This is a genomic window from Candidatus Chlorohelix sp., assembly GCF_037138995.1.
GTDB lineage: Bacteria > Chloroflexota > Chloroflexia > Chloroheliales > Chloroheliaceae > Chlorohelix.
The window spans coordinates 61,131-87,226 of sequence record NZ_JBAXHI010000014.1; the positions used below are offsets into that span (position 1 = coordinate 61,131).

The following is a 26,096-nucleotide window of genomic DNA, read 5'->3' on the forward strand; positions in this document are numbered from 1 at the left end:
ACCTCTAAACTTCGTAAAGCTCCACTACTTCAAAACCCAAACTGCGATAGAGCGCTTCCGCTATATCATTGCCAAGCGTAATTCGCAAAATCGCCGAAGAATAACCCGCCGCTTTGATACGGCGTAAGGATTCCTCCACTACTGCGCGTCCTACTCCCTGTCCCCGATAGTCGGGTAAGCTGAAAACATTGGTCAGGCAAGGTTCGCTTGAATCATCTTTTTCACAAACCACTTGGCATAGACCTACCAATTTATCGCCATCAATAGCTGCCACCGAAAGTTCTGACATGTAATTGCCCCAATCCGGGGCAAGCTCACGCTTGATAAGTTTAATCGCATCTGCTGTCGTGTCCCATTCGTAATCAATAGTACCGTAATAGGCGCTCTGCATTGCCTCTCCGAGAAGTTCAGCATCAATAGGCGCAGTGGCAATAGTGTAATTTCTGATAGAAGTGGGCGCAAACTCAACGCCTTTCAAATTAACTCGCATAAGCTTGCGCCTAACAAAAGTAGTGCCATCCGGTAAATAATGCTCAACCGCGTTGTAAAGAGCGTGTGGTTTACGCCCATCAATAACCATGACCCGCCTTGAACCTTCCAAAGCCTTTAACGCCGCTTCAACTTTGGGAATCATACCGCCGGTTATTACGCCGCTTTCGATTAGATGGCGGCTACTTTTTTTACCAAGCCTTCGGATAGTGCGTTTTTGCTCATCCAGCACACCCGGAACATCGGTCAAAAATACGGTGGCATCTGCCTCAAGCGCAGCAGCAATCGCCGCCGCCGCCGTATCGGCATTCAGGTTAAAAGTTCTAGCCCCGTCCTCAACAGAAAAGCCGAGCGGCGCAATTATAGGCATAAAACCGGAACTTAATGCTAAAACCAGCAAATCAATATTTACCTTTACCACCTCGCCCACGTAACCAATATCACCAAAACGGGTTTCGCGTTTAGCTTCAAGGATATTGCCATCCACCCCGCTCAAACCCAAAGCTAGAACCGGAGTTCCCTCAACAGAGCGGTTAGCGCGATTAAAGCTCTCCACCAAGCCCGTATTTATCTGCCCACGAATCATCATTGTAGCAGCCTGCAAAGCAGATTCATCGGTAACGCGCAAGCCGTTCAAAAAACGGGATTGTTGCCCCATTTTGCGAAGGAGGTCGCTGGTAGCGTTACCTCCACCGTGTACAACCACAACCTGATTACCTTCGCGGGTAAGCTTGATTAAATCATCCAGAGTAGTATCAGGCGAAGCAGTACCGGATTGACCCCCAAGGGTACTGCCGCCGAGTTTAACTACGATAGTTTTATTTATTCTATCCAAACCAGAGCCTCACTTCTAATTGGGTGTTTTCGTTTCAAATCATGCTGCGCTCGTATCCGGCTAAAATTCTACGCCTTTTTGGGCTTTTACATTGGCGTTATAGGGATGCTTTACTTCCACAATCTCAGAAACAAGGTCGGCATAGTCAATCAATTCGGGTGGCGCATACCGTCCTGTAATAACCACATGCAAGTTTTTAGGGCGATTATCCAGCACATCTTTAACTTCGTCCCACGCCAACCAACCATATTTCAGCGGATAGGTCATCTCATCAATCACAATCAAATCATACTCACCAGAAAGGATTTTCTGCTTGCAAATCTCCCAGCCCTCGCGTGCCAGATTTTTATCGTTTTCGATATTATCGGAAAGCCATGTAAAACCATCGCCCAATGGTATCATCTCAATACCTACCTTGCGAGCGGTTTTTTCTTCTCCCCAGTTCGCGGTTTTTGCTTTGATGAATTGGAGCATGCACACCCGCAAGCCCTGTCCCCATGCACGCATCAACAAACCAAAAGCAGCGGTGGTTTTACCCTTGCCGTTCCCGGTATTAACTATCACTAAACCTTTGCGAATAGCGGTTTTAGCCTTTTTCAAACGTGCCTCATGACTGGAGCGCTGACGGGCTAGGCGCTCTTCTTCGGTAAGATTTAGATCGGCTTCAGGGTCTTCCAACTCACCCTCATCGAGTTCTTCGACTTCCTCATCTATATCTTCGGTGGACATTCAGAAGCTTCCTTTCATTAAAATATACGATTTCCCCGATTGTTGGGAACACAAGTAATTGATTTATTGATTATACATATCAGAACCTGTTTTAAAATGAAGTTACAAACAAAAAACTTACCCAATAAACCTCTCAGAATCTGAGTAGCAACTGATTGTGCCACATGTACATAAGGCTTGTCCACTGGAACAAAAGCGTAAATTGCGCCGATAAAATATGCTCGATTTTATTTTTTATGTGCTTACACACCGGTTGCCAATGGCGACACTTACCCGGCGATTTACCAGCGTAACAAAAACCATTCTTGAATTAATGTTAATCAGGAACTATTGTCCCTCTTAGGAGTATGCTAAAATCAAAATAAATATTATGTTGCTCTGCAATAAAACGAGCATAGACGGTTGAAAATAGGATGCTACTAACAAAGATGCCTTGTTGGTAAGACAAAAGGAGAGCTAGAATGAGTCAGAATGACATCACCGGATTGATTGTCACCTATGCCTACGCTTTTTCGCTATTAATAATAGCAACTTTGATTCAAAAATGGCGCGGCTACCCGCCTGAATTTACGCGCAAGATAGTTCATGTGGGAGCAGGTTTAGCAATTTTCATTATTCTAGCGACCTTTGATAATAACCACTGGTATTTCGGTATTATCCCCACCGGCACTTTCGTTTTTTTCAACTACCTGAGTTCCCGATTGCGCCTTATAAAAGCGATGGATTTACAGGGCGATACGCTTGGAACGGTCTATTTCCCTTTTTCCGTAACTCTATTGCTTGCAATTTTCTGGTCGCAAAACCTTGCTTATATAGCGGTAGCCGGAACGATGGCAATGACATGGGGTGATGCGGCGGCTTCTATTCTCGGACGCGCTTTTGGCAAACACCCTTATTTTATTGCAGGACATCGGCGCAGCTTTGAAGGCAGCGGCGCGATGTTCATATTCAGCTTTGTACCAATATTGTTTACATTGCTATTTATGAATACGGGGCTGGATATGTCCCGAACGATTGCTTATGCCTTTTTCCTCGCGCTCATCGCTACCATGCTTGAGGCGGTTTCGCTGGTGGGGCTGGACAACATCTTTGTGCCTATCGGGATAGGTATGGCGCTCTGGGCAATGGTTATCTGGAAAGTAGATGTACCGATGATTTTTGGCGGTCTCATCATCAGCGCCCTGATTGGAGCTTATGCCTACCGCAAACGCGCCCTTTCTTTTAGCGGCGTGTTGGGCGCAATCATTACCGGTACTTTCATTTTCGGCTTTGGCGGTTGGGTATGGGGTCTTACGCTCATCGCCTTTTTCGTATTTGGCTCGGTTCTCTCCAAATACAAGGAAACCCAGAAAAGCGGCGTAGCAGTTGAGAAATTTGAGAAGGGCAGCCGCCGCGACATTGGTCAGGCTTTTGCAAATGGTGGGCTTGGCGCGATAATCGCGGTAATTTATTTCCTCAACCCTACTCAATGGCTTTTTGCGGTATTTATTGGGGTGATGGCAACCGTTAACGGCGATACCTGTGCAACCGAAATCGGGGTCTTGAGCAAACGCGCCCCTCGTATGATTACCAGTGGAAAGGTAGTAGTACCCGGCACAAGCGGAGGCATTACGCTACTCGGCAGTACCGCCGCATTGCTTGGCGGATTAGCAATCGGTGTATCAACTTGGCTATTCTATGGTGTTTATGGACTAGTTGCGAATGGCAATGCTGATTATTTCTTTAAGGTCTGGATAATTATAGCAGGGCTAGTGGGCGGTCTCGCCGGAACGATGTTCGATAGCCTTTTGGGAGCGACAGTGCAGGCGATGTACATAAACCCGCAAACTGGCAAGGAAACAGAGAAAAAGATTGCCAAAAATGGAGTGAAAAACAAGTTTAACCGTGGCTGGCGATATATGGATAACGATATGGTTAACTGTCTAAGCTCTGCTATGGGTGGTTTGGTAGGAATGTTAGTGGTATTGGCATTTATCTAGGCAACAAAAAAGCGGCTAATGGGAGTCGAACCCATGCTTACTGCTTGGAAGGCAGTAGTGCTACCGTAACACCTTAGCCGCAACACAGATATAATAGCATAACCTGTAAGCTCTCGCAAGCAGGGAAAAATGCGTTTTGGACATTGGTAAAGAAAAAGTGTGGTAGCGACTACGGGAACTGGGTATAATCTCTAAACCCGGCGGCGAAAGCGCACAGCCACACTTTTTAATTCCTCGATTTTGAGCAGATAGGCAGCACCCCCGAAAAGCGCACCTGCCGCACCGATAATCGCGCCCGTTATTAGCATGAGCGGGATTTTGGAAAGGTTTGTCATTGGCATTGCCAACAACCAACCCGCCAGCAGCAGAAATGCACCCATCAAGTCGCCCGCCAACGTAATTTTAAGCATGCCAAGCCATAGCCCATTCCCGGTATCCAACGCGCCAAGCTTACGCCTAATCAGGTAAAGCAATATCAAGGCTTCCAGCGTATTGGTAAGAGCGAGGCTAAGGGCAAGCCCACCATGCCCAAGCGAACGTTGCAGCGCGATACTCAACGCCACATTGCTCAGAACGGTTATTACTGCGGCGAAAACCGGAATGATGGTATTGTGCATGGCATAGAAAGTACGGGTGACAATCTCGGTCACGCCGTAACCCACCAGCCCAATGCTGAAAAATATCAGCGGATAGCTAACCATTTGGGTGCTGGTTTTATCGAAATTGCCAAGCTCGAACAGGGAGCGCACAATAGGAGTTGCCAACAAACCCAGCCCAAGCGTAGCAGGTAGGGCGAAAAAGTAGATGCGGCGCAACCCTTCCACCAGTTTAGCCTTCAATCCCGCTATATCGCCTGCTCCGTAGAGACGCGCCATCGCAGGGAAGGTCACTACCGCCACACTCAAGGCAAACAAGCCGTGAGGCAGCATGAAAAGTTGGAAAGCATAATTTAGCGCGGATACCGTTTTAGGTTCGCCCGAAGCAAGATTGGTAATAACGATGAAATTAATTTGCAAGGCGGCTTGCCCGATGAGACGCGGACCAAGCGACCCCAGCACTCGCCTAACCCCTTCTGCTTGCCAATCCAGCCCCGCTTTGAAGCGAAAACCCGCCCGAAACATAGCGGGAATCTGTATTACCAAGTAGAATACCGCCCCGCCAATTACGCCCGCTACCAGACCATACACACCCATGCTCTGTGAAAGAAACAACGCACCCAGAATTATACTTAGGTTATAAAAAAGGGGCGCAAGCGCGGGAACTAGAAACCGCTCCATGCCGTTCAGGACGGACGAAGCAATTGCGCCCATTCCTAGCATAATGGGTTGGAGTAACAATAAGCGGGTTAGGCTGGTGGTCAATTCTTGTTGTGCAGGCGAGAAATTGGGCGCAACTACCCACGAAACGAGATACGGAGCAAAAACAAAGGCAAATATTCCACTGACCAGCAATGCTATGAAAGCGTCGTTTACCACTGCGTTAGCCAGTCGCCATGCTTTATCTTTCTCGCCCTGCCCTAGCATCCCGGCAAACACGGGGATGAGCGCGGAACCCAACGCGCCACCGCTAAGCACTAGAAAAAGCATATCGGGTATTTTGAAAGCGGCAACATAGGCGCTATAATCCTCGCCCGTTCCAAAACGCGCAGCAATTACCACTTCGCGTAGCAAGCCAAGCGCCCGGCTTGCCAGTGTCGCCACCATCACTATCAGGGTATTGGAAAAAATTCGTCTCAACTTGTTATTGTGTTGGCATATATTCTTATTGTGGTTCTACCCCTACGGCAAACCTGAGAGATTATAGCATTTTTGGAACAGGTCGTTACGAATAGTTAAAATAGAACTTCCGGTTATACCACTTCAGGGCATATACTTCAGGGAAGTAGTTATCATCGGGATAATCCCTAACCAATACTTTTGACGCTATATAGATTTTGTGATAAGGTCATCTTCTCAAACTAATTAGTATTACCCTATTTACCCACCGTAATTTACGAATTAAATATACATTACAGGAGAATTAGCAATGTTTGGGTTCTTAAAGAAAAAAGAAAAAGATGATGAAGAATTAGAGTGGGGCGCAGCGCTTAACAAACGTAAGCTGAGCGCAGCCCAAGCTTCCAAAGAAGAAGAAGAGCAGAAACAACTAGATTTGAAAAGTAAAGAGCGACGGGATATGTATTGCCGCCCCGGAGTAGAGCGTATTTTCAATGATGTGGATGGCAGGCATATTGCCCTACGAACAGAAGATAATACCGGGCAAACTCCCAGTGCTTTACACCCTCCGGTAAATATCGCGGCATATTGGGGTACTCGCCAGATTGGCGGAGGCAAAGCCAAACTGATGGACAGTCGCTTGCACCTGTTTCATTATGATACGATGTCGGGTTACGAGGAACGGGGTATAGGGCTTGAAATTTTAAAGGAGGCTGAACTTTTTGCCCGTAATAAGGGTTTGAAGGCAATCAGCGTGCCACTTCCTAAAAACGACAATTCAGAATGGAACGAAAGCTTCTTTACCAAAAACGGCTTTACTAAAAACGGTGAGGAATTTCTTAAGTCTCTTTAGGATAATGTTTATGAAGCTATTGGCTATAACGCGCGACCTTATGTTCATGAGTAAAGTAAAAACCTCGCTCCAACATCTGCCCCCTGAAAATGGCGAAAACTGGAGCGGGGTTTTCGCCCGTAATGATGCGGATTTTCGGGCTTGGATAAGCAAAGACCACTTTGAGCTTGCATTGGTTGATACGCAAGCAAGCCAATTCGATTGGGAAAGTTTGATTAAGGAGGCGTGTCAGGCTGGAATACCAACGCTGGCTTTTGGCTCACATATGCAAGCGGAGTCGCTTTTAAAGGCGCGTCAAGCCGGAGCATATAAGGCGGTAGCCAACAGCGCAATTGTACAGCGTTTCGCCGAATTGATTTCTGCCCGACATAAGCCTTCCACAAATGTAGCTGCAGAGAGCTTTGAAGTTGAAGAATAGTATTAATGCTCTGTAATCATCCTTTATACCAGTGTCACCCTCTCTTTAGGTTAGTAGGCTATCATAAAATCGAAAATGATTTTTTGTTAATTTAGCCGATAAAGGTAACAATGGAACCAAAAAGATTTGCGTTCGTAATGGAGCAAACTCTCGGTAATGCGGTACATGCCTCGAATCTGAAAAATGCTTACCGCAATGAAACCGGAGTAAAAATAGAATGGCTTGATGTAAATTATCCGCCAACATCGCGCTTGGAACAGCTTCCGGTGTTGCGTAACTGGACAATACGCGCAGGGCTAAAAGCTCGTAGAGCTATATCAAGGCTAAATTATAAGCCTGACCTTTTCTTCTTCCATACCGCTACCCTCACTGTTTTCTCAATTGATAAAACAAAAGGGATTCCAACGATTATCTCGCTCGATGCCACTCCCAAGAATCTGGACTCTGTTGGGCAAGCCTACAACCACAAGCAGGGCAATCGCCTGAGCGAAGAAATGAAATTGGCAATGCACCGGCGTTCCTATCGCGCCGCCAAAGCGTTGGTCACGTGGTCGCATTGGGTCAAAAAATCGCTGGTGGAAGATTATGGTATCGCGCCAGATAAAATTGAAGTTATCCGACCCGGTACAGACCTTCAACTCTGGCAATTGCGCGACCAAGAATGGCAAGCGCGGCGCGTAAAAAGCAATGCTGACCCTGTACGTATCCTGTTTGTAGGAGGCGATTTCGAGCGCAAAGGCGGCAAACTCTTGTTGCAAACTTACCGTGAGATAATAAAAAGTCGGGGGCTGAAAGCTGAATTGCATTTGGTAACAAAAGCCGAAATCTCGAATGAGCCAAAACTTGGGTTATTCGTGCATCATGGTATTGCCGCAAATAGCCCGGAAATGCAGAAACTTTACAAACAGGCGGATATATTTGCGCTACCCACCGAAGGCGATTGTCTCCCGGTAGTTATAGGCGAGGCGTTGGCTTCTGCCCTACCCGTAATCTCTACCCGCGTTGGTGCGATTGATGAGGCAGTCCTAGAAGGTGAAAACGGATTCTTGATAAAACCGAGGGATGCAGCAGCACTCTCAACAGCTTTGATAAGGTTATTGGAAAACCCAATTTTGCGCCTGCAAATGGGCGAGCGTAGCCTTGCGCTGGCTAAAACCGAGCATAACGCTCTCCAAAATAGCCGCAAATTGTTAGAGTTATGCGAAATCATAGCCGGTTTTGAATCGCTTCTCCCCGTATAATAAAAAAACCACCTCTCTGAAATGGAGAGGTGGTGCCTAAAATTCTTTTTCTAATTTATCCCTATACCTATGGCGGTAAAAAGCATACCATACACATACATAGTGGTGCCGGTGGTGTTATACCAAATTGCTTTACCCTTCGGGTCATTTAGGAATTTACGCTGAAGTGGGAATTGCCCTACCAATAGTACGGCTACAATTCCAGCGTTGACCCACTTTCCACTTAGAACAAGCAGCGTGATAACAGCAACTTGAGAAATGTTCATAATAACAATCGCAATCCAAGCAGCAGCACGTGGACCATGTTGCACCGGAATAGTTTTGATACCCATTTGAGTATCGCCCTTGATGCTTTTGAAATCGTTAATGGTCATAATACCGTGAGCGCCAAGACTATAAAACATTGCGGCAGCCAAACCCAATGAAGTAATAGAAGACCAACCGCCAGCCCCGTTTGCGCCAAAGGTCGTAGAGCCTGCTAACCACGGTAAGCCTTCATAACTTAAGGCTACCAGCGCATTGCCAATCCAACCGTTACGTTTTGCGCGGATAGGGTGAATACTGTAACTGAGAGCTAGGATAAAACCCAAAGCAGTCAGTATCATAACAGGGGTACCCAAATACATTGGAATTGCTACACCGAGAATGGAAAGTACCAGCGTTTCTACCAACACATGCCCGCCGCCTACTTTGCCGGATGGAATCAGCCGTTGTGGCTCGTTTATCGCGTCCACCTCACGATCAAACCAATCGTTTAGCACTTGCGATAAACCACACAAAACCGGACCGGAAAGGAAAATACCCAGAACTAATTTAAAAATATTCTCAGCTTTGCCCCAATCCATGCTAACACCCACACCGCCGCAAAGAAAAGCCCACATTGGCGCAAACCATGTAACCGGCTTCATAATCCCAATGCTATAGCCCAACCTAGTTTTAAAACTGACGGTATTCGGAACCAAATCACCTGTTGTGCTGATTCTAGCTCTATATCCTTGCCGGTTATCGGGATTGAGCGACATTTTTTCCTTCTTTCATTACTTGCGTCCGGTGGATGGTACAATGTGTGGAGTATGTGGTTATGATAATACAACTTAATTGATTCAAGCAGAAACGAAACTGCATAGCAGTAGTTTACACTACCCTTCATATTCCCTCAACCTTGAATACTTTGATGAATTCGAATCTTAACCTTAACTTTCTTGCCTTTTTTTCAAGGTTTGTTTATAATACGCATAAGATTTCGGCTGTTTATCATAAAAAAATAACGAACAACCTAACCTTATGTCGGGCGCCAGCCATAGCTTGTTAGCTTATGATTGTTGTATTTGAGGGTGGGATTTTTTGCTACTATTAACCTACTCTAAGGTCCCACATTTTCCCAAATAATACATGCTATTGCTGTTAAAAAATAATGGGACTCCAGCCAAAAAAGAGTTCTTTATTTAGAGTTGCCCATCACACTTAAGAAATTAGCCGGAAAGGGATAGCTATGGTAGCTGAGGAATTGTCACGTGCTTTAGCCGAGGCAAAGCCTATCTTTCGAAAGAAATGGGCTTCGCTGATTGACCAACGTGGATACGGGTTTGAAGTAGCCAAGTTCGACGCAGATGTCCGTAAAAGGCATATGTCCCTTTGGGAACAGCTAATTCGTGCGCTAAGAACAGCTCGCTATGATGAATACCTTATTATTCTTGAAAAAGAAGGTAGGCTGCAAGCACGCGCTTCCACCCGTATTGAGGCAGTGGTCGGTCAGATGTCCACAATGATGAACATGATGTGGGACATCATCAGTAACACCCACATGGTTGAACAAAACCCCGGATTATTAAAACCCATAACCGAAAGATTCAATACTCTACGTTCTCGCGCTGAAGGCGCAATCCTTAATGGGTTTATTGACGAAAATCGGATTATCCAAGATGAACTGGCTGCGGAAAGCGCCGAGTCGCGCCGCTTGCGTCTCGAACGTAGCAGTTTGCAAGAATTGGTCAAAAGCGTGCATGCCTTCCGTTTGGTACGCTACTCTGAAAGCCAGAAAATTTTCCAGCCGGGAGATAATCGCGCAATCCTTTATTTTGTAATGATGGGACGAGTCCGGTTATATGAAATCCTACCAGACGGTCGGGCTATCACGCTATCAATCTTGAGCTTGAATGACGTTTTTGCACAATCCAGCAACCAGAACAGCTATTTCCATGATGTGTATGCTGAAGCAATGAGCGACTCAATTGTGGCTTGCATTCAAGAAAGTGCCTTGGACACCTTGATGGAACAGTCCCCCACCCTCGCCAGCAGAATAATTTACAGTTTTTCGCAACAGCTTTCCCAAAGCCAAATCCTAATTGAAGGTTTGCTCGGCAGGGATGTAAGTCTGAGGTTGGTAAATATCCTTCTTAAATTAGCTACTGAATTTGGGGTTGAAAACCAAAACTCGGTTGTAATCGAGCTTGGGTTGACCCATCAAGAACTTGCCGATATGATAGGCAGCAACCGCGTTACCGTTACACGCAAATTGCTTGAGCTACAGCGTAAGAAACTTATCAACGTCCAAAATCGTACAATCCAGATTTTGGATAAACGCGCCTTACAGGAACTTGTTGCCTAACAGTAATCCTGAAAGCTGAAATTCTTTTTAAGAAGGGTTATAATTGCCCTTCTTTTTTTATCTGACAAAACTTCACGCGCTAATTTCAGAAATTTTGTAACTACTCGACAAATAAATCACATAAAAAATGCAAGTTTCTGAGCGAAACCATTGCTTAACATGCCACTTTCTTAAATAAAGAGTCAATACAGGTTATTGTCAAGTAAAAAAATGGTGCTATAATTTACATATAGAATTATGTAAAACTATATCGCACAACTTCAGGTTTGCCCGGAAAGCCATGAAAAATAGGCAAGCCGGTACGTTAAATTTAAATACAGTGTGGGGAAAGACACGCATTTTAAAGACCGAAGGAGCATAAGGCACATGCGCCACCGAATCTCAGCGCTATTAATTATGGCGCTTTTATCTGCTTGTTTTCTAGCGCTTTTGGCGGCTCCAGCACAAGCGGCAGATTCAACCTACCGGGTGCAACGGGGTGATACACTAAGCGATATTGCAGTCCGCTTCAATGTAACCGTTAGCGAAATTGCACAGGCAAACGGTATTTCAAACGTAAATAATATCTATGCCGGGCAAGAGCTAAAAATCCCCACACATGGGCAAACCGATAGCGCGACTTCTAGCGCTTCACAAACTACGGGTGATGAAGCCTATATTGTACAAGCGGGTGATAGCCTAACTTCTGTGGCTAACAAGTTCGGAGTCAGCCTTTCGCAACTAGCCAGCGCCAACAACCTGTCTGTGATGAGCTACCTATATATCGGGCAAACAATCCGAATACCGGGAAAAGCCGCTGCGCCCAAACCACAACCTACCTCAGTGCCAACGCCTACTACTCCTGTTCCAACAACCTTACTAACCACTACGGTTGCAACTACCGAAACTCCTGCCAGCACAAAAGCCTCTACAGCGAGTGTCAAACATACTGTAGTAGCGGGGGAGACGCTCTCCTCAATTGCCGCTTATTACCACGTTAATGTATCGGACATTGTACAGGCGAACAACCTCGCAAACCCCAATGTCATTAACGTTGGGCAAGAACTAATTATACCCAGCGCACAGGGAGGTCAGGGAGGTGCGCCAGCACCCACCAAAACCCCTGAAGCGGCAAACAGCGTTAACCCGCTTTCAGATGGTAAATGGATTGATGTAAATCTTAGCCAGCAACGGTTAGTTGCTTATGAAGGTGATAAGGCAGTTTTCAGTTCGCTAGTTAGCACCGGAGTGACGGGACTTGATACACCGGTTGGTACTTTCCAAGTCTATGTGAAATATCAATCACAATTGATGACTGGCGGGGGTGGCTCAAGCTACTACTACCTGCCAAATGTGCCTTACGTGATGTATTTCTACCAAGCATATGCCATTCATGGCACTTACTGGCACAACAATTTCGGTCATCCGATGAGCCATGGATGTGTTAACCTACCTACCCCGGCATCACAGTGGATTTACAATTGGGCGCCAATGGGTACTCAAGTTAATATTCATTACTAATTTTACCTAAAAGGGGGTCTTGAGCAAATGACGTTCCAGGAAATTCTAGCAGAGGCAATTCAGAACGTAGATGGCAGCGTTGCTGTCAGTCTGGTAGGTCTGGATGGAATAGGCGTAGATACGATACTGGCAGAAGGCGTAGAAGGAATTGATGCAGAGGAAGTGGAGGTTGAAATCGCAGGGATGGTTAGCAACATCAACCGCACTCTCGGTATCCTAAAAGCTGGAAAAGCGCGTGAAATTATACTTAGCGCCGATAATTTAAGCTATCTCATTTCGAGCGTAGATGCCGATAACTTGTTGGTATTTGTGCTTACGAGCGGAGGAAATTTAGGACGCGCTCGCCTAGAAGTTCGCCGAGCTACGCAGCGTTTGAACGAGAATTTCTAACAACCTTTGACCACCCTTAGAAATCAAAACCCCCTTCCCGATTCAGAGAAGGGGGTTGATTCATGTTATCTTGGAGGCGCGGTCAGGCTTGAAGTTGGCGTAATTGGAATTACGGTGGGCTGATCGGCATACTCAAACTTGACCTGCCGATAACCCAATTGGAGAATAAGATTACGTAACTGAATTTCGGCGTTCAGCCGCGCCTCTCGAAACAACTTCCCTTCCTTCAAAATCCCGTCTAGTATTTTCTGCTCGCCCGTAGCCTGCATCTTATCCACAATATTCTTGTCCGAGCTAAATCCACTAGCTATCTGCGAATCTTTGCTGACAACCCAACCGCCTTTCTCTTTGGTTAGAACTTCTGGAACAGGCAAGCGTATTGTTACCGTCAGGTTCTCCATATCGGTTCTAATATCGGTATCGAGCAATTTGGTCATATCAATCCCGGCGGTCACAGTCATCACCATCTGATAACTCCATTTTTCGGTAGAAAAAGGCACCCAGCTTTTGCTTTCGCCCTCTACCGTAGTAGAACCTGTTACTTGCGCCGTTATCAGTTTGTACTCACGGGTGATATTCCCTACCAGTATTGGATTGGGCGTATTAACCACGCTCTTGCTGACAAAGGAGTTAGAGTACAGATAGCCAACAATCCCCACAGTAGCGATAACCAACACAACTAGCAGCTTGGCAAAAAAACTGCCTGAGCTTTTACCCATTATTTCTTTCTCCTGTACTTTGACGATGTGCAAGGTTCATTTGATTACGGTTTGGGCGGTGTTATTCGCGATAAAAGTAATAAACATACCGATAATTATAAGAATAGCTATTATAATAAACCCGTAAAGTATGATACGCCCCATCTTCTTATCTCCTCATATGCTACAAAATGAGACCGATTACATCGAATAAAATTTGTGCTAAATATAGATATTACCAAATATTATAACAGAGAAAAGTTAAAAGAATAGCATGAATGTTCTGTGATAAAATCCCCCCTATCCAGTTCGGAAAGGGGGGAAATATTGGAAGGTTTTTACGCAATCGGTTTCCCGGTGACATCGGTGTAGAGCTTTGAAAGTACGGTGTAATCATCGCGGTTATGCCCGGTAGCTTTCAGGATACCGAAAAGTTGCTGCACCAACGCTGTACCCATCATCGGTACGCCCATTTCTTTACCCGCGCCAAGCGCCGCGTTCAAATCCTTGTATAGCAGTTCGGTGGCAAAGCCGGTGGTAAAATCGCCCTTAAGCAAATTATTGGGAATCCATTTGTCCATCAGGTAAGAGGCGCTGGTAGCGTTTAAAAGCACCTCGCGCAACATGTGAGGGTCTGCGCCCGCCTTTACCCCAAAGGCAAAGCCCTCTACCAAAGCCATTGTATTAAGGGAAATGATAATCTGATTTACTAGCTTTACGGTTTCGCCCATACCCTGTGGACCGACTCGCACCGGAGAACCCATCGCGCTCAGTACAGGCTTGCCACGCTCAAAAACAGCCTCATCTGCGCCCGCCATAATCGCCAATGTGCCGGAGGCGGCGCGGAAAGGACCACCGCTAACCGGAGCATCTATAAAATCAATGCCTTTCTCCTTCAAACGCGCCGCGATTTTCTGGCTGGCGACCGGAGAAATTGTACTCATATCAATTACCAGCAAGCCGGATTGCGACCCTTCCACTATCCCATTAGCTCCAAAGCAAGCTTCCTCGACTTCGGGCGCATCTGGAACCATTGTCACAATAACTTCGACTTTACCCGCTAGGTCAGACGCATTCGCGGCTTCTTTCGCCCCCAACGCAAGCAACTCTTCCAAAGGTTTGCGGTTGCGGTGCGCTACTATATAAGTTTCAAATCCCTTAGTTATCAGTTGCTCTGCCATCGGGCGACCCATCGCGCCCAGTCCAATAAACCCCACTTTTTTAATATCAGACATTTTTCTCTCCCCTTTTAATTTTATTCTCCAACTTTATAAGCACGTTCCAGCAATTCGGCAAGATGTAATACTTTGGCTTTCTGACCGTCCTCACGCAAGCCCTAACTGCTTTGAATAGCACAATCGGGATTGCTTGCCACCACAATATCGGCGGTCAATAGAGCCGTCATATTCATATAGTTTTAGGTCGTAGCACACCGCGCTCCCCCACGATTTGCATGAGGTCACGTGCCAACTTCTCCCGATTTGTTTCCTCAACAATTGCCATATAAGCCCTCTTTTGCGCTAACCGCTTAAAACAAACCTGCGATTTTAGCTTTTTCCACTATGTTGCGTGCCACCCTCAACGAAGCGGCATCCACCATTTTTCCGCTCACCGTGATTGCGCCGCGCCCTTCCGTCAACGCCTTCTCGTATTCGTTCATCACCGTTTGCGCCCACTGAATATCTTTTTCGGGTGGTGAAAACACTTTGTTGGTCGCCTCTATCTGGCTAGGATGGATACACCATTTGCCATCAAAACCCATTGAGCGAGCAACCCGGCAAGAGTGCAGATAACCTTCCGGGTCTTTAATCCCGGCGAAGGGTCCATCCATGCAGCGCAATTCGTAAGCACGCGCCGCCGAGACAATTGCATGCATCACATAGTGCCAGCGATGACCGGGATAAAGCTTGTCGTTCTCGTCCAGTTCACCGATGTTATCCATTGGCATCTGCACCGAAGCAGCATAATCGCCCGGACCGTAAATCAGGGTTTCGAGACGCTCGGAAGATTTGGCAATCTCTTTTACATTTACCAAACCCAACGCGGTTTCAATCTGCGCCTCAATCCCGATTCGGTTTGCAAACCCTTTGTAGGCTTCAATCTGGGAAAGCAGCGTTTCCACCACATATACATCTTCTGGGCGATTCACTTTTGGAACCATCACCAAATCGAGCTTATCGCCTGACGCTTCCACCACTTCGATTAAATCGCGGTAGGCAAAATAAGTATCCAGCCCATTGATGCGATACAGGCGAAGCTTTTTGCCCCAATCCAGTTCGCGCAAGGCTTTGACCACATTGACGCGGCTGGCTTCCTTTTCGCTAGGTGCAACCGAATCTTCTAAATCAATACAAACCGCATCGGCAGCACTGGCAACGGCTTTTTCAATTATCCTGAAATTGGCAGCCGGAACTATCAAAATAGAGCGTTCAAGGCGAGCATCTATTCTAGTGTGGGCGCTTACGTTCACAAGCTTCCTCCTGATAAATTTTTAAGCATGCCTATGGGATACCACTATATTACACCTCACAACTTTGCGTTTCAAATCGTATCGTTATATTTTCAGGGTGCAAAATAATAACTAGATTATATTTTATGATGCGAAATATAACCTAGCCATTTGAGAATTGTTAATTCGCAATTTTCATGGGATGTCCAGCACACGGGCGAGAACGAATTTAAGATAGCGTCCTTCCATAAAATGGACGGGGACGGGATGGTCAAGAGGCTGCCCGGCATCATGCTGCAATAACAAACGTTTTCCGGCAGTCATCGCGGCTTGCGCCAGCATATCGCGGAACATATCGGGACTGACATAAGCGGTACAACTAGCGGTAGCCAGCAATCCGCCGGGCGCAATACATTGCAGCGCGAGGCGGTTCAGCTTCTCGTAACCGCGCAAGGCAGCAAATACATTCTTGCGGTTGTGGGCAAAACTAGGTGGGTCGAGAATCACAATATCAAATTTCTGACCTTCCGCCACATAGCGAGTCAGCAATTCAAAGCAATCTTCGGAAAGGAACTCATGCTCCCATGCGTCAAAGCCATTTAGCTCAAAGTTTTGGCGAGCATCAGCAGAGGCAGCAGCCGCAATATCGCAACTGACCACTTTGGTAGCGCCGCCTCGCGCCGCATATACCGAAAACGCCCCGGTATAGCTAAACAAATTTAGCGCTCTTTTGCCAGAACACCAATCCTGCATAAAACGGCGGTTCTCGCGGTGGTCAAGAAACAACCCTGTTTTTTGACCTTCAAAAAGATTGGCACGGAAACGCAGCCCATGTTCGGTAATTACCAAGTTGCGGGGTGGCATATTCCCCCACACCAACCGAGATTTGACCGGGCTTTCTTCGTCACCTTCACCGCGCCTCCGTTCCAATATTCCCTTGAGCTTGGTAGTCTTGCATAGGGCTTCGATTAGCAGGGGCTTGAGGGTTTCGAGGCTTTCGGCATAGGTCTGTATTACGGCAAATTGCCCGTACAGGTCAACCGTTATACCCGGCAAGCCGTCACCTTCACCGAATAGCCAGCGATAAGCGGTAGTTTGTTGGCGTTCACGAATTGGGGCGCGGTTCTCCCATGCTTCCTGTACTCGCGCTTGTAGCCACTCTGCATCCGGTACTTGTTGCTGAGAAAAGATGCGAACTGCAATCGCGCTAGAATTATCCCACAATCCAAAGGCGGAGAAATTGCCGCAACGTACCTTGACCCATGCCCCGCTTGGTAATTTTACATCCTGAGTAATGGCTTCACGATAGACCCACGGATGCCCTTGAGCTAACTTTTGGCGCAGATTAGCGGGTAGCGTTACCTCAAATAGTCTGCTCATAAAGCTTGCTGCCTAACGCGACTCTCAATATCACGGGCAATCTCGGAAATTTGGGTGAAGCGTACCACATTGGAGGGATAAGGCAAACCAGCGTTACGCCGCCAATCCCGCAAATAGACATGGGAGACTCCACATTTCGCCAGATAATACACAATGCCGCCATCGTCATCAGCATGTTCATTAATTTCAAACTGGCGGAGCAGATGAAGTTTGTACTTGCGAGTGGATTGGTCGGTATAATTGGCAAAAACATCCAGAATATACTTATCCAGTTCATAGCGTTTTAGCCACGCTTGCACGATTTTGCGTGCCAGATAACTGCGCCCGGTAATTATTATCAGGTTACGATGTTTAGACACTTCGGCGATTCCCGCCCGCGCTCCGGGCATGGGTCTGCGCCCAAAATAACGCAATTGTTGGGTTAAATCCTTGAATTTGAGTGAAACCCTACCGGGCAAACCAGAAACGGGCGCATCTAACCGACGCACCACACCGATTTCATCATCGGTTAGCTTGCGACTCAAAGTCCAATCCAGCCCAAGCAGTGGAGTACCTATTACTCCATCAAGGTCAAACGAAAAGAAAGGTTTTGCAGAATCGCCCGCTGGTAACTTGATTTCCCGGAATCCTGCTAAGTTCATGTTTTTATCGGTAATCGTCATCACTTCCAATTGTTAAAGATATGATGGCAGGTTTAAAATCGCCTACCCTTGTTTGATTATCGCTTGAATAATAAATCCAGCATTTTGCCTACTAACTTCTCACTGCGGCGGTTGTAGGGAAACCAGTGTAATTCGCGCTTCATTCCAACTCTGTCGGACAAAATGCCCTGCACCCGGCAAAACATTCGGATGCCATCCTCCGCACCATGCCGATAGCCAAAACCGCTTTGCTTGATTGCACCCATCGGCAATTCGGGGATGGCATAGTTTATTGCCACATCATTTATACAGGTTGAGCCTGCTGCAATCCGGCGAGCCAACGCCATACCACGCACTTTGTTGGAAGTCCAGATGCTGCTGCTGAGTCCATACTCGCTGTCATTGGAAAGTCGCAAAGCCTCTTCCGCATTTTTAACCTTGATAATAGGCAGCACAGGTCCAAAAGTTTCTTCCTGCAGCAGAAGCATATCATCCGTGACATCGGTAATCACAGTAGGCTCATAGAAATAGCCGCCTAAATCTTCGCGCCTCCGCCCGCCCGTCAGTATCTTTGCGCCTCTAGCGCGGGCATCCTCCACCTGTCTTTCCACGATAGCTAACTGGCGTTCAGACATCAAGGGTCCTATATCTATGCTATCCCCGCTGCGTGTCTCCACCCCTACCCGCAATTTTTGCACTTGCTCCACTACTTTTTGCACAAAACTGTCATAGATGGGCGCTTCTACATAAGCCCGTTCCACCGAGATACACATCTGACCGGAATTAAACAAAGCCCCGTTAATAGCGCCATTTACTGCCCGTTCCAAATTCGCATCTTGCAACACTATCATAGGGTCTTTTCCGCCCAATTCCAGCAACACAGGCGTAAGGGTACGAGAAGCACGCTCCATTACCTTTTTGCCGGTAGGCACGCTGCCGGTAAACGAAATTAGGTCGGCTTCATCAATTAACGCGCCTGCGGTGTCTGCCATCCCATTGACGATTTGTAACACATCACGGGGGACTCCGGCTTTGTGGCAGAAATCCATCATCAAGTGGGCGCAGAGTGGCGAAAACTCGCTAGGTTTTATCACTACCGCGTTACCTGCCATCAACGCGGCTATGGCATCACCGAAGGAAAGCAACAGCGGAAAGTTCCATGGGGAAATATTTCCCACTACTCCGTAAGGGTGATACACAATAGCGCCGCCCTTATGCTTCAACAGGTGAAAAGAAACTTTGCGGTCTGCTAGGAATTTTTCGGCTTTGCGCCCATAATAGCCTATCATATCGCAAATATAGAGCAGTTCGATCAAAACTTCGGGCGCGGGCTTACCGGTTTCCAGCACGATAGTTTCTATCATCTGCGCCTTGTTTTCCAGCAAAAGCTTACGAGCAGCATGTAAACGATTTGCGCGTTCTTTGAAACTCAGTGTTGCCCATTCTTTCTGAGCAACACGGGCGCGTTTTACCGCCTGCGCTACATCCACAGGACTATCAATTTCAACCTCAGCAAGTATCTCACGGTTTGCCGGGTTCAAAACCTGAAAAGTGGGGCGGGCTGCCGAGCCGATTTCTTCTCGCACAACTTCGTACAACATAAAACTTACTCCTAATACATTACTGCATTCGCTCCAAATTAAGCATCAGGGAATCAACCATGCCCGTGTGCATCCAGCGCCTCACGCCCCTTTGCCACATCCAATTGGAGTTGAGCGCGGATTTCCTCGATACCAGAAAACTTGCGCTCATCTCTTAATTTGGCGACAAACTGCACTTTCAGATGCTTGTCATACAGGTCATCTGAAAAATCCAACAAGTGGGTTTCGATGCTACGAGAGCCATTATCAAAGGTGGGACGCACCCCAATATTGGTGACACTAGGAAATTCTAGCCGCCTATCTCCTTCCAAGATAGTAGCGATAGTAGCATAAACTCCATTGCCGGGAATGGCAAAATTTGAAGGGATTTCGATATTAGCAGTCGGAAAACCGATAACTCGCCCGCGCTGCGCCCCATGTAAAACTATACCTTGCACGCTGTGGAAACGGTCAAGCAAGCGGGAAGCATAATCAACAGCGCCTTCCAACAAAAGCTTGCGAATACGTGTGCTACTGACTATCTCATTGCCCACCTCTAGCGGGGCGAGGCTATGCACATGGAAGCCACGTTGCGAACCCAATTCGCGCAACTTAACAATATTTCCAGAAGCCTTGTGTCCGAAAACAAAATCTTCTCCAACATGAATTTCGGTTACTTTGGCAGGAGAAGTCAGCCAATCCACAAATTGTTCGGGAGCAAGTCGCATGAAATCTGGAGTAAAAGGCTGGATAATTAGATAATCTGTGCCTAATTCGGCGATAAGCTCGGCTTTATCCTCAAGTGTAGTGAGATAAATCATGGGAAAGTTAGGACGCACTACGGTATCAGGGTGTGGGTTGAAGCTAATGACTGCTGATTTCACGCCTTGTTCGCGTGTCCGCATTACCGCACCCGCGATTAGAGCGCGATGCGCTACATGTACACCGTCAAACGCACCTATTGTTATGATTAATTTTTCATTGCGCTGCTTTAACTGGTACAGGTCGTTCAATAACTCCAAGCCTAAAACCTCCAAATTTAAACCGGATTATAAAATTAGATAAAAACTTTGGAAGGATGCCATTCCTGTCCTTCGCGCTCCAATAACGCCAGAAAGTCACCCTCATCAGTATAGACTCGGCGATGAAGCATAGCGGCGTTGGCTTTTGTATTCACTTTCCATTGTGCAGGTGGCATATCTTCTTCCAGCGGCAAATTCCGCCCTTGCCGGATTTTTTCTGCGGTGTACGGGTCAACTATGATTGCCGGAAAAGTGCCTATAGCGTGGTCGGCATGCATAAGTACCTCTTCAAGGCTGCCTTCTTTAGCTCGTGCTGCCAACTCTGAGAGGGTAATGGCATCCTTAATATGAAACCCACCGCTCTGGACTCTTACCAAATGTTGCATATACGCGCCACAGCCCAGTTCTTTACCTATATCATACACCAACGAGCGTATATAGGTTCCCTTACCGCATTCTACCCACAACCGCAGCCAAGGTGATTCCCACAGGGTGATTCTGGATTCATAAATTTCTACTGGGCGAGGAACGAGTTCAATATCTGCGCCTTTACCTGCTCTTGCCGCTTTGTATAACGGCTGACCTGCCACCTTGATAGCAGAGTACAGTGGCGGAACCTGCATAATAGCTCCCCGAAATTTCGACAACACCCGTTCAAGTTCTGCAAGGCTGTAATCGGACACTTCGCCTATAGCCTGAATTATACCTTCACGATCGTAGGTATCGGTTTCAATTCCAAGAACTAAATCGGCACAATATATTTTGCGGGAATCGCTTAGGTATTCCACCACACGGGTAGCATGCCCAACACAAACAGGTAAAACGCCCTCGGCTGCCGGGTCAAGAGTACCGGCGTGTCCCACTCTTTTTTCATGCAGTATTCGGCGCACCCCCGCCACCACATCATGGCTGGTCATGCCGACTTCTTTATAGATATTTAGGATGCCGCTAATCATTGCAGCCCCATTTGTCTGATTCCTTCTTTTATGTTATTCACGGGCGTAATTTTAGCACAAATTGGGGGAAAGCGTGGCGCAAAGCAAAGGGGTGGGTAATTAAAACCAACGCAAAATTTTAAGAGTGACGTGCCAGCTTTAGATAAATCTGAGAATCGTGTAATTGCACCGGATAGGTATCAAGCTGGTAGTCAAGAAAGCTCACCTGATTCATCCCTATCAACGTACCGCTATGTACATCAAAGGGCCAGTAATGAAGCGGACATTCAATGGTATAACCTTCAAGACAGCCATATTCAAAATGACCCCCGGCGTGGGGGCAAATACTGGAAATCGCAAATATTTCGCCTTCAATATTCAAAAGCAACACATTGCCGATAGAAAGCGGTACTACTTTACGAGTACCGGGAGGCAATTCCGCTAATGAACATACTTTGACGAGTTCAGAGGAAGGGTGAGATTCTTCAGCAAAATCTTCGGGATTTTCCATAATCTGTATAAATAACTCAGGTTTCTATCACAAAATAGTAGAGAGCGCAAAAAGCTCATCAATCAAACCTGAAACCGAAAAATTATAGGCAACCAGACCGGAAGGAATATAATGCAACCCGCATTGGTTAAACCAACGAATCAGGCTCATTTTCTTTTCAATCTGTGCGCTCACCAACGCTTGTTCTAAATCGTCCACTCTATAGGGAGTGCCACTAATTGCGCGGTAAGCTTGAAGGTAAGCCTGTGTTACCTTCGGCATCATCTCATTACCAAAGGCATTAACCGCAAAATTGGTAATATCTATCAAATCTAGCAAACCTGCCCCAAAAAAGGCAGTTGACCAATCCAATATTACAACTCGGCTATCCTGTGCGCTAAGTATAATATTGTCGGCATCAAATTCACCATGTACCAGCGTTTGGGGCAATTGTACCAAAGTATCTACAACTCTGGAATAGCCACTAACCACTATATCAAGCTTGGCAAGATGGCGAGAAGTCACTGCCGGGTAGTTACCTTGTTTCACCAGCAATTCGGTGGTGCTGAGCGCAGCAACCGCACTCTGACGATATTTATCCGCGTCATAATAGGGCAAATCTACTTTAGAAGGTAATTTACCGCGTGCAACATGTAACTCAAAAGAGGCATGCAAATCAGCAAGAGTGGAAATAGCCCGGTAAAGATTTGCAACAGTTTGCTCCTTATTCAAAGTGCGGTCGCCTAAATCTTCCAGAAAAAGCCAGATTTCGTTACCCACTTCAAAGGAACCGTAAAACAGAGGAGTCCAGCGGTTGCTCTGAGCAAATAGATACCGATATGTTAATAATTCAGTATCGAGTGGAGGTAAAATAGCTTTGAAAATCAAGTTGGGCAATTCCGGGTTGCGAAACTCAAGACGCTCAACCCGCGAGAGAGACCCTTGGTGGAGAAGGGTGCGACTCTTGAGTAGGGTATCTATACCCTGTGCGCCCGATTCTTCACTTTGAACAGTGAAAAGAATGGCTACCGTTTCACGAACTTTGGAGTCACTGGGTCTATTCATAGGTACATGTCACCACAGTGGAAAAAAACTACTGTTAATCCCAATTATTTTAGACAATGCCGCGAATAAAAGCAACTTCAAATGCGTGGGTAGGGCAACACCCAGAAGTAAATACAAAAGGTAAATGCCAAGCCACCCGCAATCACAAATATGTGAAAGATTTCGTGGAAACCAAAATAGCGGGGAAATGGATTAGGACGGCGTAGGGCATAAACCAACGCGCCAACCGTATATAACGCGCCGCCAAGAAATAAGAAAGCAACCGCATACCAAGGCAATACCGAGATTAGCGCGGGAAAAGTTAGCAGCGAAACCCAACCCATACTCAGATAAAATCCGGTGCGTACTTTTCTTGAAATGCGATTTCCGAGAATTGAGATGACTATACCTGCCAACGCCATCAACCAGATTGAACTCAAGGTGAGAATGCGAACCCAACCGGAAAGCACGTTAAAACAGATAGGGGTATAGGTACCGGCAATTAGCACAAAAATATTGGCATGATCAAAAGTACGCCAAATCTTTTTCCATATACCTTGCCAATCAAAAATATGGTAAATAGCGCTAACGGAATATAGTATAAAAGTGCTGACCCCGAAAACCAGAACACTGAACAAGCGTGGCAAATCTTCCTTAGATTCCCAGCATAGAAAAACAATTACCCCAATCCAGGCAATCGCTGCAAAAGCATGAAACCACCCTCTGAGAAGTGGCTTTAGAAGATTTTCAGCGCGTTCTTGCAAAACCGCACCTCCACTATTTATTAGAACTTATCAGGGAAAAGTTCTCGCAACCGGGGATTATGCTTATCGCGCTCGCTGATTATCGGCGTTTTGGTGAGCCATGGTATGTCGAGGTCTAGGTCGTCCCACGCTATTGCAAAGGTATCACTGCCATCATAAAGTTTGGAAACCATATACATATAATCCGTTTCGGTGATGGCATATGCGGAATTAGCAAACCCTTCCGGGATGTAAAGCGCCAAGCGATTTTCATCGCTCAATTCAAAAATCTCGTATTTACCAAAAGTAGGCGAGTCCGGGCGAATATCCACAATGACGCTCATAACACGCCCACGCGCTATCCAAGTAATTTTATCCCAATGCTCAGCATGCAATCCACGCAAAACATTCTGTATAGAATGTGAATGGTTTATCTGGAGAGTCTGGAAAGTTTTACCGCTAAGATGGCTAAGCTCAGCAAGGTCAGCAATTTCCACAAATGGGTTTTTTTCACCTTCCGAAGGTTGCTCTGGACGTTGTATCTTGAGCAACCCGGGGAGTGTTGTTGTGAAAATTCGCGTTGTCACAGTTCTAAAGCACATCCTTAGTTAGAGTAGTAAGGAACTCAGGGTTATTGTGTGTTTTAGCCATACGCTGCAATAGCAGTTCGATACCTTCAGTGCCACCCAAAGCCGACACCATCCGGCGCATTGTCCAGACCTGCTTGAGCGATTGCTCGTCAAGCAACAATTCTTCGCGGCGGGTGCTGCTGCGTTGTATGTCAATAGACGGATAGATACGGCGTTCTGCCAGTTTGCGGTCAAGGTGCAATTCCATATTGCCAGTTCCCTTAAACTCTTCGTAAATCACATCGTCCATACGAGAGCCAGTATCTACCAAACAAGTAGCAATAATAGTCAAACTACCGCCTTCTTCGATATTACGGGCTGCGCCGAAAAACCGCTTCGGTGGATAGAGCGCTACTGGGTCAATACCGCCGGTAAGGGTACGACCACTAGGAGGCATCGCTACGTTATAAGCACGAGCAAGACGGGTGATACTATCCAGCAGGATGACTACATCCCTGCCACCTTCTACCAAACGCTTGGCACGTTCCAAAGCCATTTCCGCCACTTTAGTGTGGTTATCAATTTCTTCGTCAAAGGTGCTGCTGATAACCTCACCGTTTACACTCCGCTTCATATCGGTAACTTCTTCTGGGCGCTCACCAATGAGTAATACCATCAGGTGAATGTCAGAGTAGTTGGCGGTAATGCCGTTGGCTATTGATTTTAGCAGCATCGTTTTACCAGCTTTGGGCGGTGATACAATCATACCGCGCTGCCCCCGACCGATAGGCGCTACCAAATTCAAAAGACGGGTGGAAAGGATATTAGGCGCAGTTTCAAGGTCAATAAGCTGGCGCGGAAATATCGGGGTTAGGCTGTCAAAGTTCGGGCGGCGACGCGCCACCTCTGGATCCAGCCCGTTGACTACTTCCACCCGTAAAAGGCTAAAATATTTCTCATTATCCTTTGGCGGGCGTACCTGACCGGATACACGATCACCGGTTCTCAACCCGAAACGCCGTATTTGGGATTGGCTTACATAAATATCGTCAGGACCGGGCAAATAACGATCTTGGCGCAAAAAGCCAAAGCCATCTTCCATTGTTTCAAGGATACCGGCAGCAAAAATGTTGCCTTGTTGTTCAGCCTGAGCCTGAATAAGTTTCAATATCAGGTCTTGCTTCTTCATCGCGCTGAACCCGCTCATACCAAGCTCACGCGCCATATCACGAAGGTCTTCAACTGTTTTGGTTTCTAACTCTGCGAGGTTCACTAAATTAAACTCCTAGATTATCAAATATCATGATTAGCGGGTGGCACAAATGCACGCTAATTTCAACTCATGCATATCACATCTAACATAATCTATATTGACCCACTCTTAGAAGCAGGTTAACCTGCAACATTGATGTTAACCGGGTACTTGTGTGTTCTGTGGGATAACCCATTATTTCTAGCTTTCGCTATGATTAAGTAGGCTGTTAACGGCGCAGAAGACATCTAAAATGAGCTTATACACTTTTATCAGGCTACTAACCTAGTAAGAGGGAAATTTATTTTCAATATTCGTCGGGTATTGTAAATAAGGAATGAAAATGTGCTATGCAACAAGTTTTTATTGGGTTTCTCTGGGGCTGGCTCTTAATCAACACTAGTTTTTCTGGAATTTGTGAAACCGTGAACAGAAGGTACGATTGAATGAGCCGAGGCAAAATTACGAGAAACACCCGCAACCTTTTTTCATTATAACTAAACCTGACGGATACGTCAAGCGGGTATCGGAAAGGG

The 26,096-nt window shown here is 46.5% G+C and carries 24 protein-coding genes and 1 tRNA gene; 7 read left to right on the forward strand and 18 right to left on the reverse strand.

The window, feature by feature from the left end:
- Positions 1-4 precede the first annotated feature (4 nt).
- Positions 5-1,324, reverse strand: coding sequence for an acetylglutamate kinase (gene argB, locus WCK19_RS08540; RefSeq protein ID WP_342396959.1), 1,320 nt, complete (start codon positions 1,322-1,324; stop codon positions 5-7).
- A 60-nt stretch (positions 1,325-1,384) separates the two neighbouring features.
- Complete coding sequence (gene cobO, locus WCK19_RS08545) at positions 1,385-2,053, reverse strand: cob(I)yrinic acid a,c-diamide adenosyltransferase (RefSeq protein ID WP_342396960.1); 669 nt, start codon at positions 2,051-2,053, stop codon at positions 1,385-1,387.
- A gap of 461 nt (positions 2,054-2,514) precedes the next feature.
- On the opposite strand from cobO, the gene WCK19_RS08550 reads away from it, so the two are divergent.
- Positions 2,515-4,032: a DUF92 domain-containing protein gene (locus WCK19_RS08550; protein ID WP_342396961.1), complete on the forward strand. Its 1,518-nt coding sequence runs from the start codon at positions 2,515-2,517 to the stop codon at positions 4,030-4,032.
- A 10-nt stretch (positions 4,033-4,042) separates the two neighbouring features.
- Here WCK19_RS08550 and WCK19_RS08555 read toward each other — a convergent pair.
- Together WCK19_RS08555 and murJ are read right to left on the reverse strand one after the other, a co-directional pair.
- Positions 4,043-4,113, reverse strand: a tRNA-Gly gene (locus WCK19_RS08555).
- Positions 4,114-4,223: 110 nt separating this feature from the next.
- A complete protein-coding gene (murJ, locus tag WCK19_RS08560) occupies positions 4,224-5,768 on the reverse strand; it encodes a murein biosynthesis integral membrane protein MurJ (RefSeq protein ID WP_342396962.1) in 1,545 nt (514 codons plus the stop codon).
- Between the two features lie 289 nt (positions 5,769-6,057).
- Here murJ and WCK19_RS08565 point away from each other — a divergent pair, with 289 nt between their 5' ends.
- The 3 genes from WCK19_RS08565 (at position 6,058) to WCK19_RS08575 (ending at position 8,259) form a co-directional block, all read left to right on the forward strand.
- Positions 6,058-6,600 (forward strand): hypothetical protein, encoded by a 543-nt coding sequence (locus WCK19_RS08565; protein WP_342396963.1) that lies wholly within the window; start codon positions 6,058-6,060, stop codon positions 6,598-6,600.
- Positions 6,601-6,610: 10 nt separating this feature from the next.
- Positions 6,611-7,018, forward strand: a complete 408-nt coding sequence (locus WCK19_RS08570; protein ID WP_342396964.1) for a hypothetical protein — start codon at positions 6,611-6,613, stop codon at positions 7,016-7,018.
- Between the two features lie 110 nt (positions 7,019-7,128).
- On the forward strand, positions 7,129-8,259 hold the full coding sequence (locus tag WCK19_RS08575; protein WP_342396965.1) for a glycosyltransferase family 4 protein: 1,131 nt from the start codon (positions 7,129-7,131) through the stop codon (positions 8,257-8,259).
- A gap of 50 nt (positions 8,260-8,309) precedes the next feature.
- Here WCK19_RS08575 and chlG read toward each other — a convergent pair whose 3' ends face one another.
- Entirely contained in the window at positions 8,310-9,281 is a 972-nt protein-coding gene (chlG, locus tag WCK19_RS08580) for a chlorophyll synthase ChlG (protein WP_342396966.1), read from the reverse strand.
- Positions 9,282-9,751: 470 nt separating this feature from the next.
- Here chlG and WCK19_RS08585 point away from each other — a divergent pair, with 470 nt between their 5' ends.
- The 3 genes from WCK19_RS08585 (at position 9,752) to WCK19_RS08595 (ending at position 12,757) form a co-directional block, all read left to right on the forward strand.
- Positions 9,752-10,867, forward strand: a complete 1,116-nt coding sequence (locus WCK19_RS08585) for a Crp/Fnr family transcriptional regulator (protein ID WP_342396967.1) — start codon at positions 9,752-9,754, stop codon at positions 10,865-10,867.
- Positions 10,868-11,233: 366 nt separating this feature from the next.
- Entirely contained in the window at positions 11,234-12,367 is a 1,134-nt protein-coding gene (locus WCK19_RS08590; protein ID WP_342396968.1) for a LysM peptidoglycan-binding domain-containing protein, read from the forward strand.
- A 27-nt stretch (positions 12,368-12,394) separates the two neighbouring features.
- Complete coding sequence (locus WCK19_RS08595; protein WP_342396969.1) at positions 12,395-12,757, forward strand: hypothetical protein; 363 nt, start codon at positions 12,395-12,397, stop codon at positions 12,755-12,757.
- A gap of 65 nt (positions 12,758-12,822) precedes the next feature.
- On the opposite strand, the gene WCK19_RS08600 is transcribed toward WCK19_RS08595, so the two are convergent.
- The 13 genes from WCK19_RS08600 to rho all read right to left on the reverse strand — a co-directional run bounded on the left by WCK19_RS08600 (position 12,823) and on the right by rho (position 25,581).
- The gene (locus WCK19_RS08600) at positions 12,823-13,476 is read right to left on the reverse strand and encodes a DUF4230 domain-containing protein (protein ID WP_342396970.1); all 654 of its coding nucleotides are present in this window, start codon (positions 13,474-13,476) and stop codon (positions 12,823-12,825) included.
- A gap of 317 nt (positions 13,477-13,793) precedes the next feature.
- Positions 13,794-14,690 (reverse strand): NAD(P)-dependent oxidoreductase, encoded by an 897-nt coding sequence (locus WCK19_RS08605; RefSeq protein WP_342396971.1) that lies wholly within the window; start codon positions 14,688-14,690, stop codon positions 13,794-13,796.
- Between the two features lie 293 nt (positions 14,691-14,983).
- The gene (locus WCK19_RS08610; protein ID WP_342396972.1) at positions 14,984-15,925 is read right to left on the reverse strand and encodes a CoA ester lyase; all 942 of its coding nucleotides are present in this window, start codon (positions 15,923-15,925) and stop codon (positions 14,984-14,986) included.
- A gap of 174 nt (positions 15,926-16,099) precedes the next feature.
- Complete coding sequence (locus WCK19_RS08615; protein WP_342396973.1) at positions 16,100-17,284, reverse strand: class I SAM-dependent rRNA methyltransferase; 1,185 nt, start codon at positions 17,282-17,284, stop codon at positions 16,100-16,102.
- Positions 17,281-17,946, reverse strand: coding sequence for a hypothetical protein (locus WCK19_RS08620; protein ID WP_342396974.1), 666 nt, complete (start codon positions 17,944-17,946; stop codon positions 17,281-17,283). The genes WCK19_RS08615 and WCK19_RS08620 overlap by 4 nt, the downstream gene beginning before the upstream one ends.
- Before the next feature lie 56 nt (positions 17,947-18,002).
- Positions 18,003-19,526: an aldehyde dehydrogenase family protein gene (locus WCK19_RS08625; protein ID WP_342396975.1), complete on the reverse strand. Its 1,524-nt coding sequence runs from the start codon at positions 19,524-19,526 to the stop codon at positions 18,003-18,005.
- Between the two features lie 53 nt (positions 19,527-19,579).
- The gene (locus WCK19_RS08630) at positions 19,580-20,527 is read right to left on the reverse strand and encodes a bifunctional riboflavin kinase/FAD synthetase (RefSeq protein WP_342396976.1); all 948 of its coding nucleotides are present in this window, start codon (positions 20,525-20,527) and stop codon (positions 19,580-19,582) included.
- 35 nt (positions 20,528-20,562) lie between these two features.
- On the reverse strand, positions 20,563-21,483 hold the full coding sequence (gene truB / locus WCK19_RS08635; RefSeq protein WP_342396977.1) for a tRNA pseudouridine(55) synthase TruB: 921 nt from the start codon (positions 21,481-21,483) through the stop codon (positions 20,563-20,565).
- A gap of 118 nt (positions 21,484-21,601) precedes the next feature.
- Positions 21,602-21,973: a Rieske (2Fe-2S) protein gene (locus WCK19_RS08640; RefSeq protein WP_342396978.1), complete on the reverse strand. Its 372-nt coding sequence runs from the start codon at positions 21,971-21,973 to the stop codon at positions 21,602-21,604.
- A gap of 27 nt (positions 21,974-22,000) precedes the next feature.
- On the reverse strand, positions 22,001-23,017 hold the full coding sequence (locus tag WCK19_RS08645) for a phosphotransferase (RefSeq protein ID WP_342396979.1): 1,017 nt from the start codon (positions 23,015-23,017) through the stop codon (positions 22,001-22,003).
- A 77-nt stretch (positions 23,018-23,094) separates the two neighbouring features.
- A complete protein-coding gene (locus WCK19_RS08650; protein ID WP_342396980.1) occupies positions 23,095-23,760 on the reverse strand; it encodes a hemolysin III family protein in 666 nt (221 codons plus the stop codon).
- Positions 23,761-23,780: 20 nt separating this feature from the next.
- The gene (gene rfbC, locus WCK19_RS08655) at positions 23,781-24,326 is read right to left on the reverse strand and encodes a dTDP-4-dehydrorhamnose 3,5-epimerase (protein WP_342396981.1); all 546 of its coding nucleotides are present in this window, start codon (positions 24,324-24,326) and stop codon (positions 23,781-23,783) included.
- Between the two features lie 4 nt (positions 24,327-24,330).
- Positions 24,331-25,581, reverse strand: a complete 1,251-nt coding sequence (rho, locus tag WCK19_RS08660; RefSeq protein WP_342396982.1) for a transcription termination factor Rho — start codon at positions 25,579-25,581, stop codon at positions 24,331-24,333.
- Positions 25,582-26,096 lie beyond the last annotated feature (515 nt).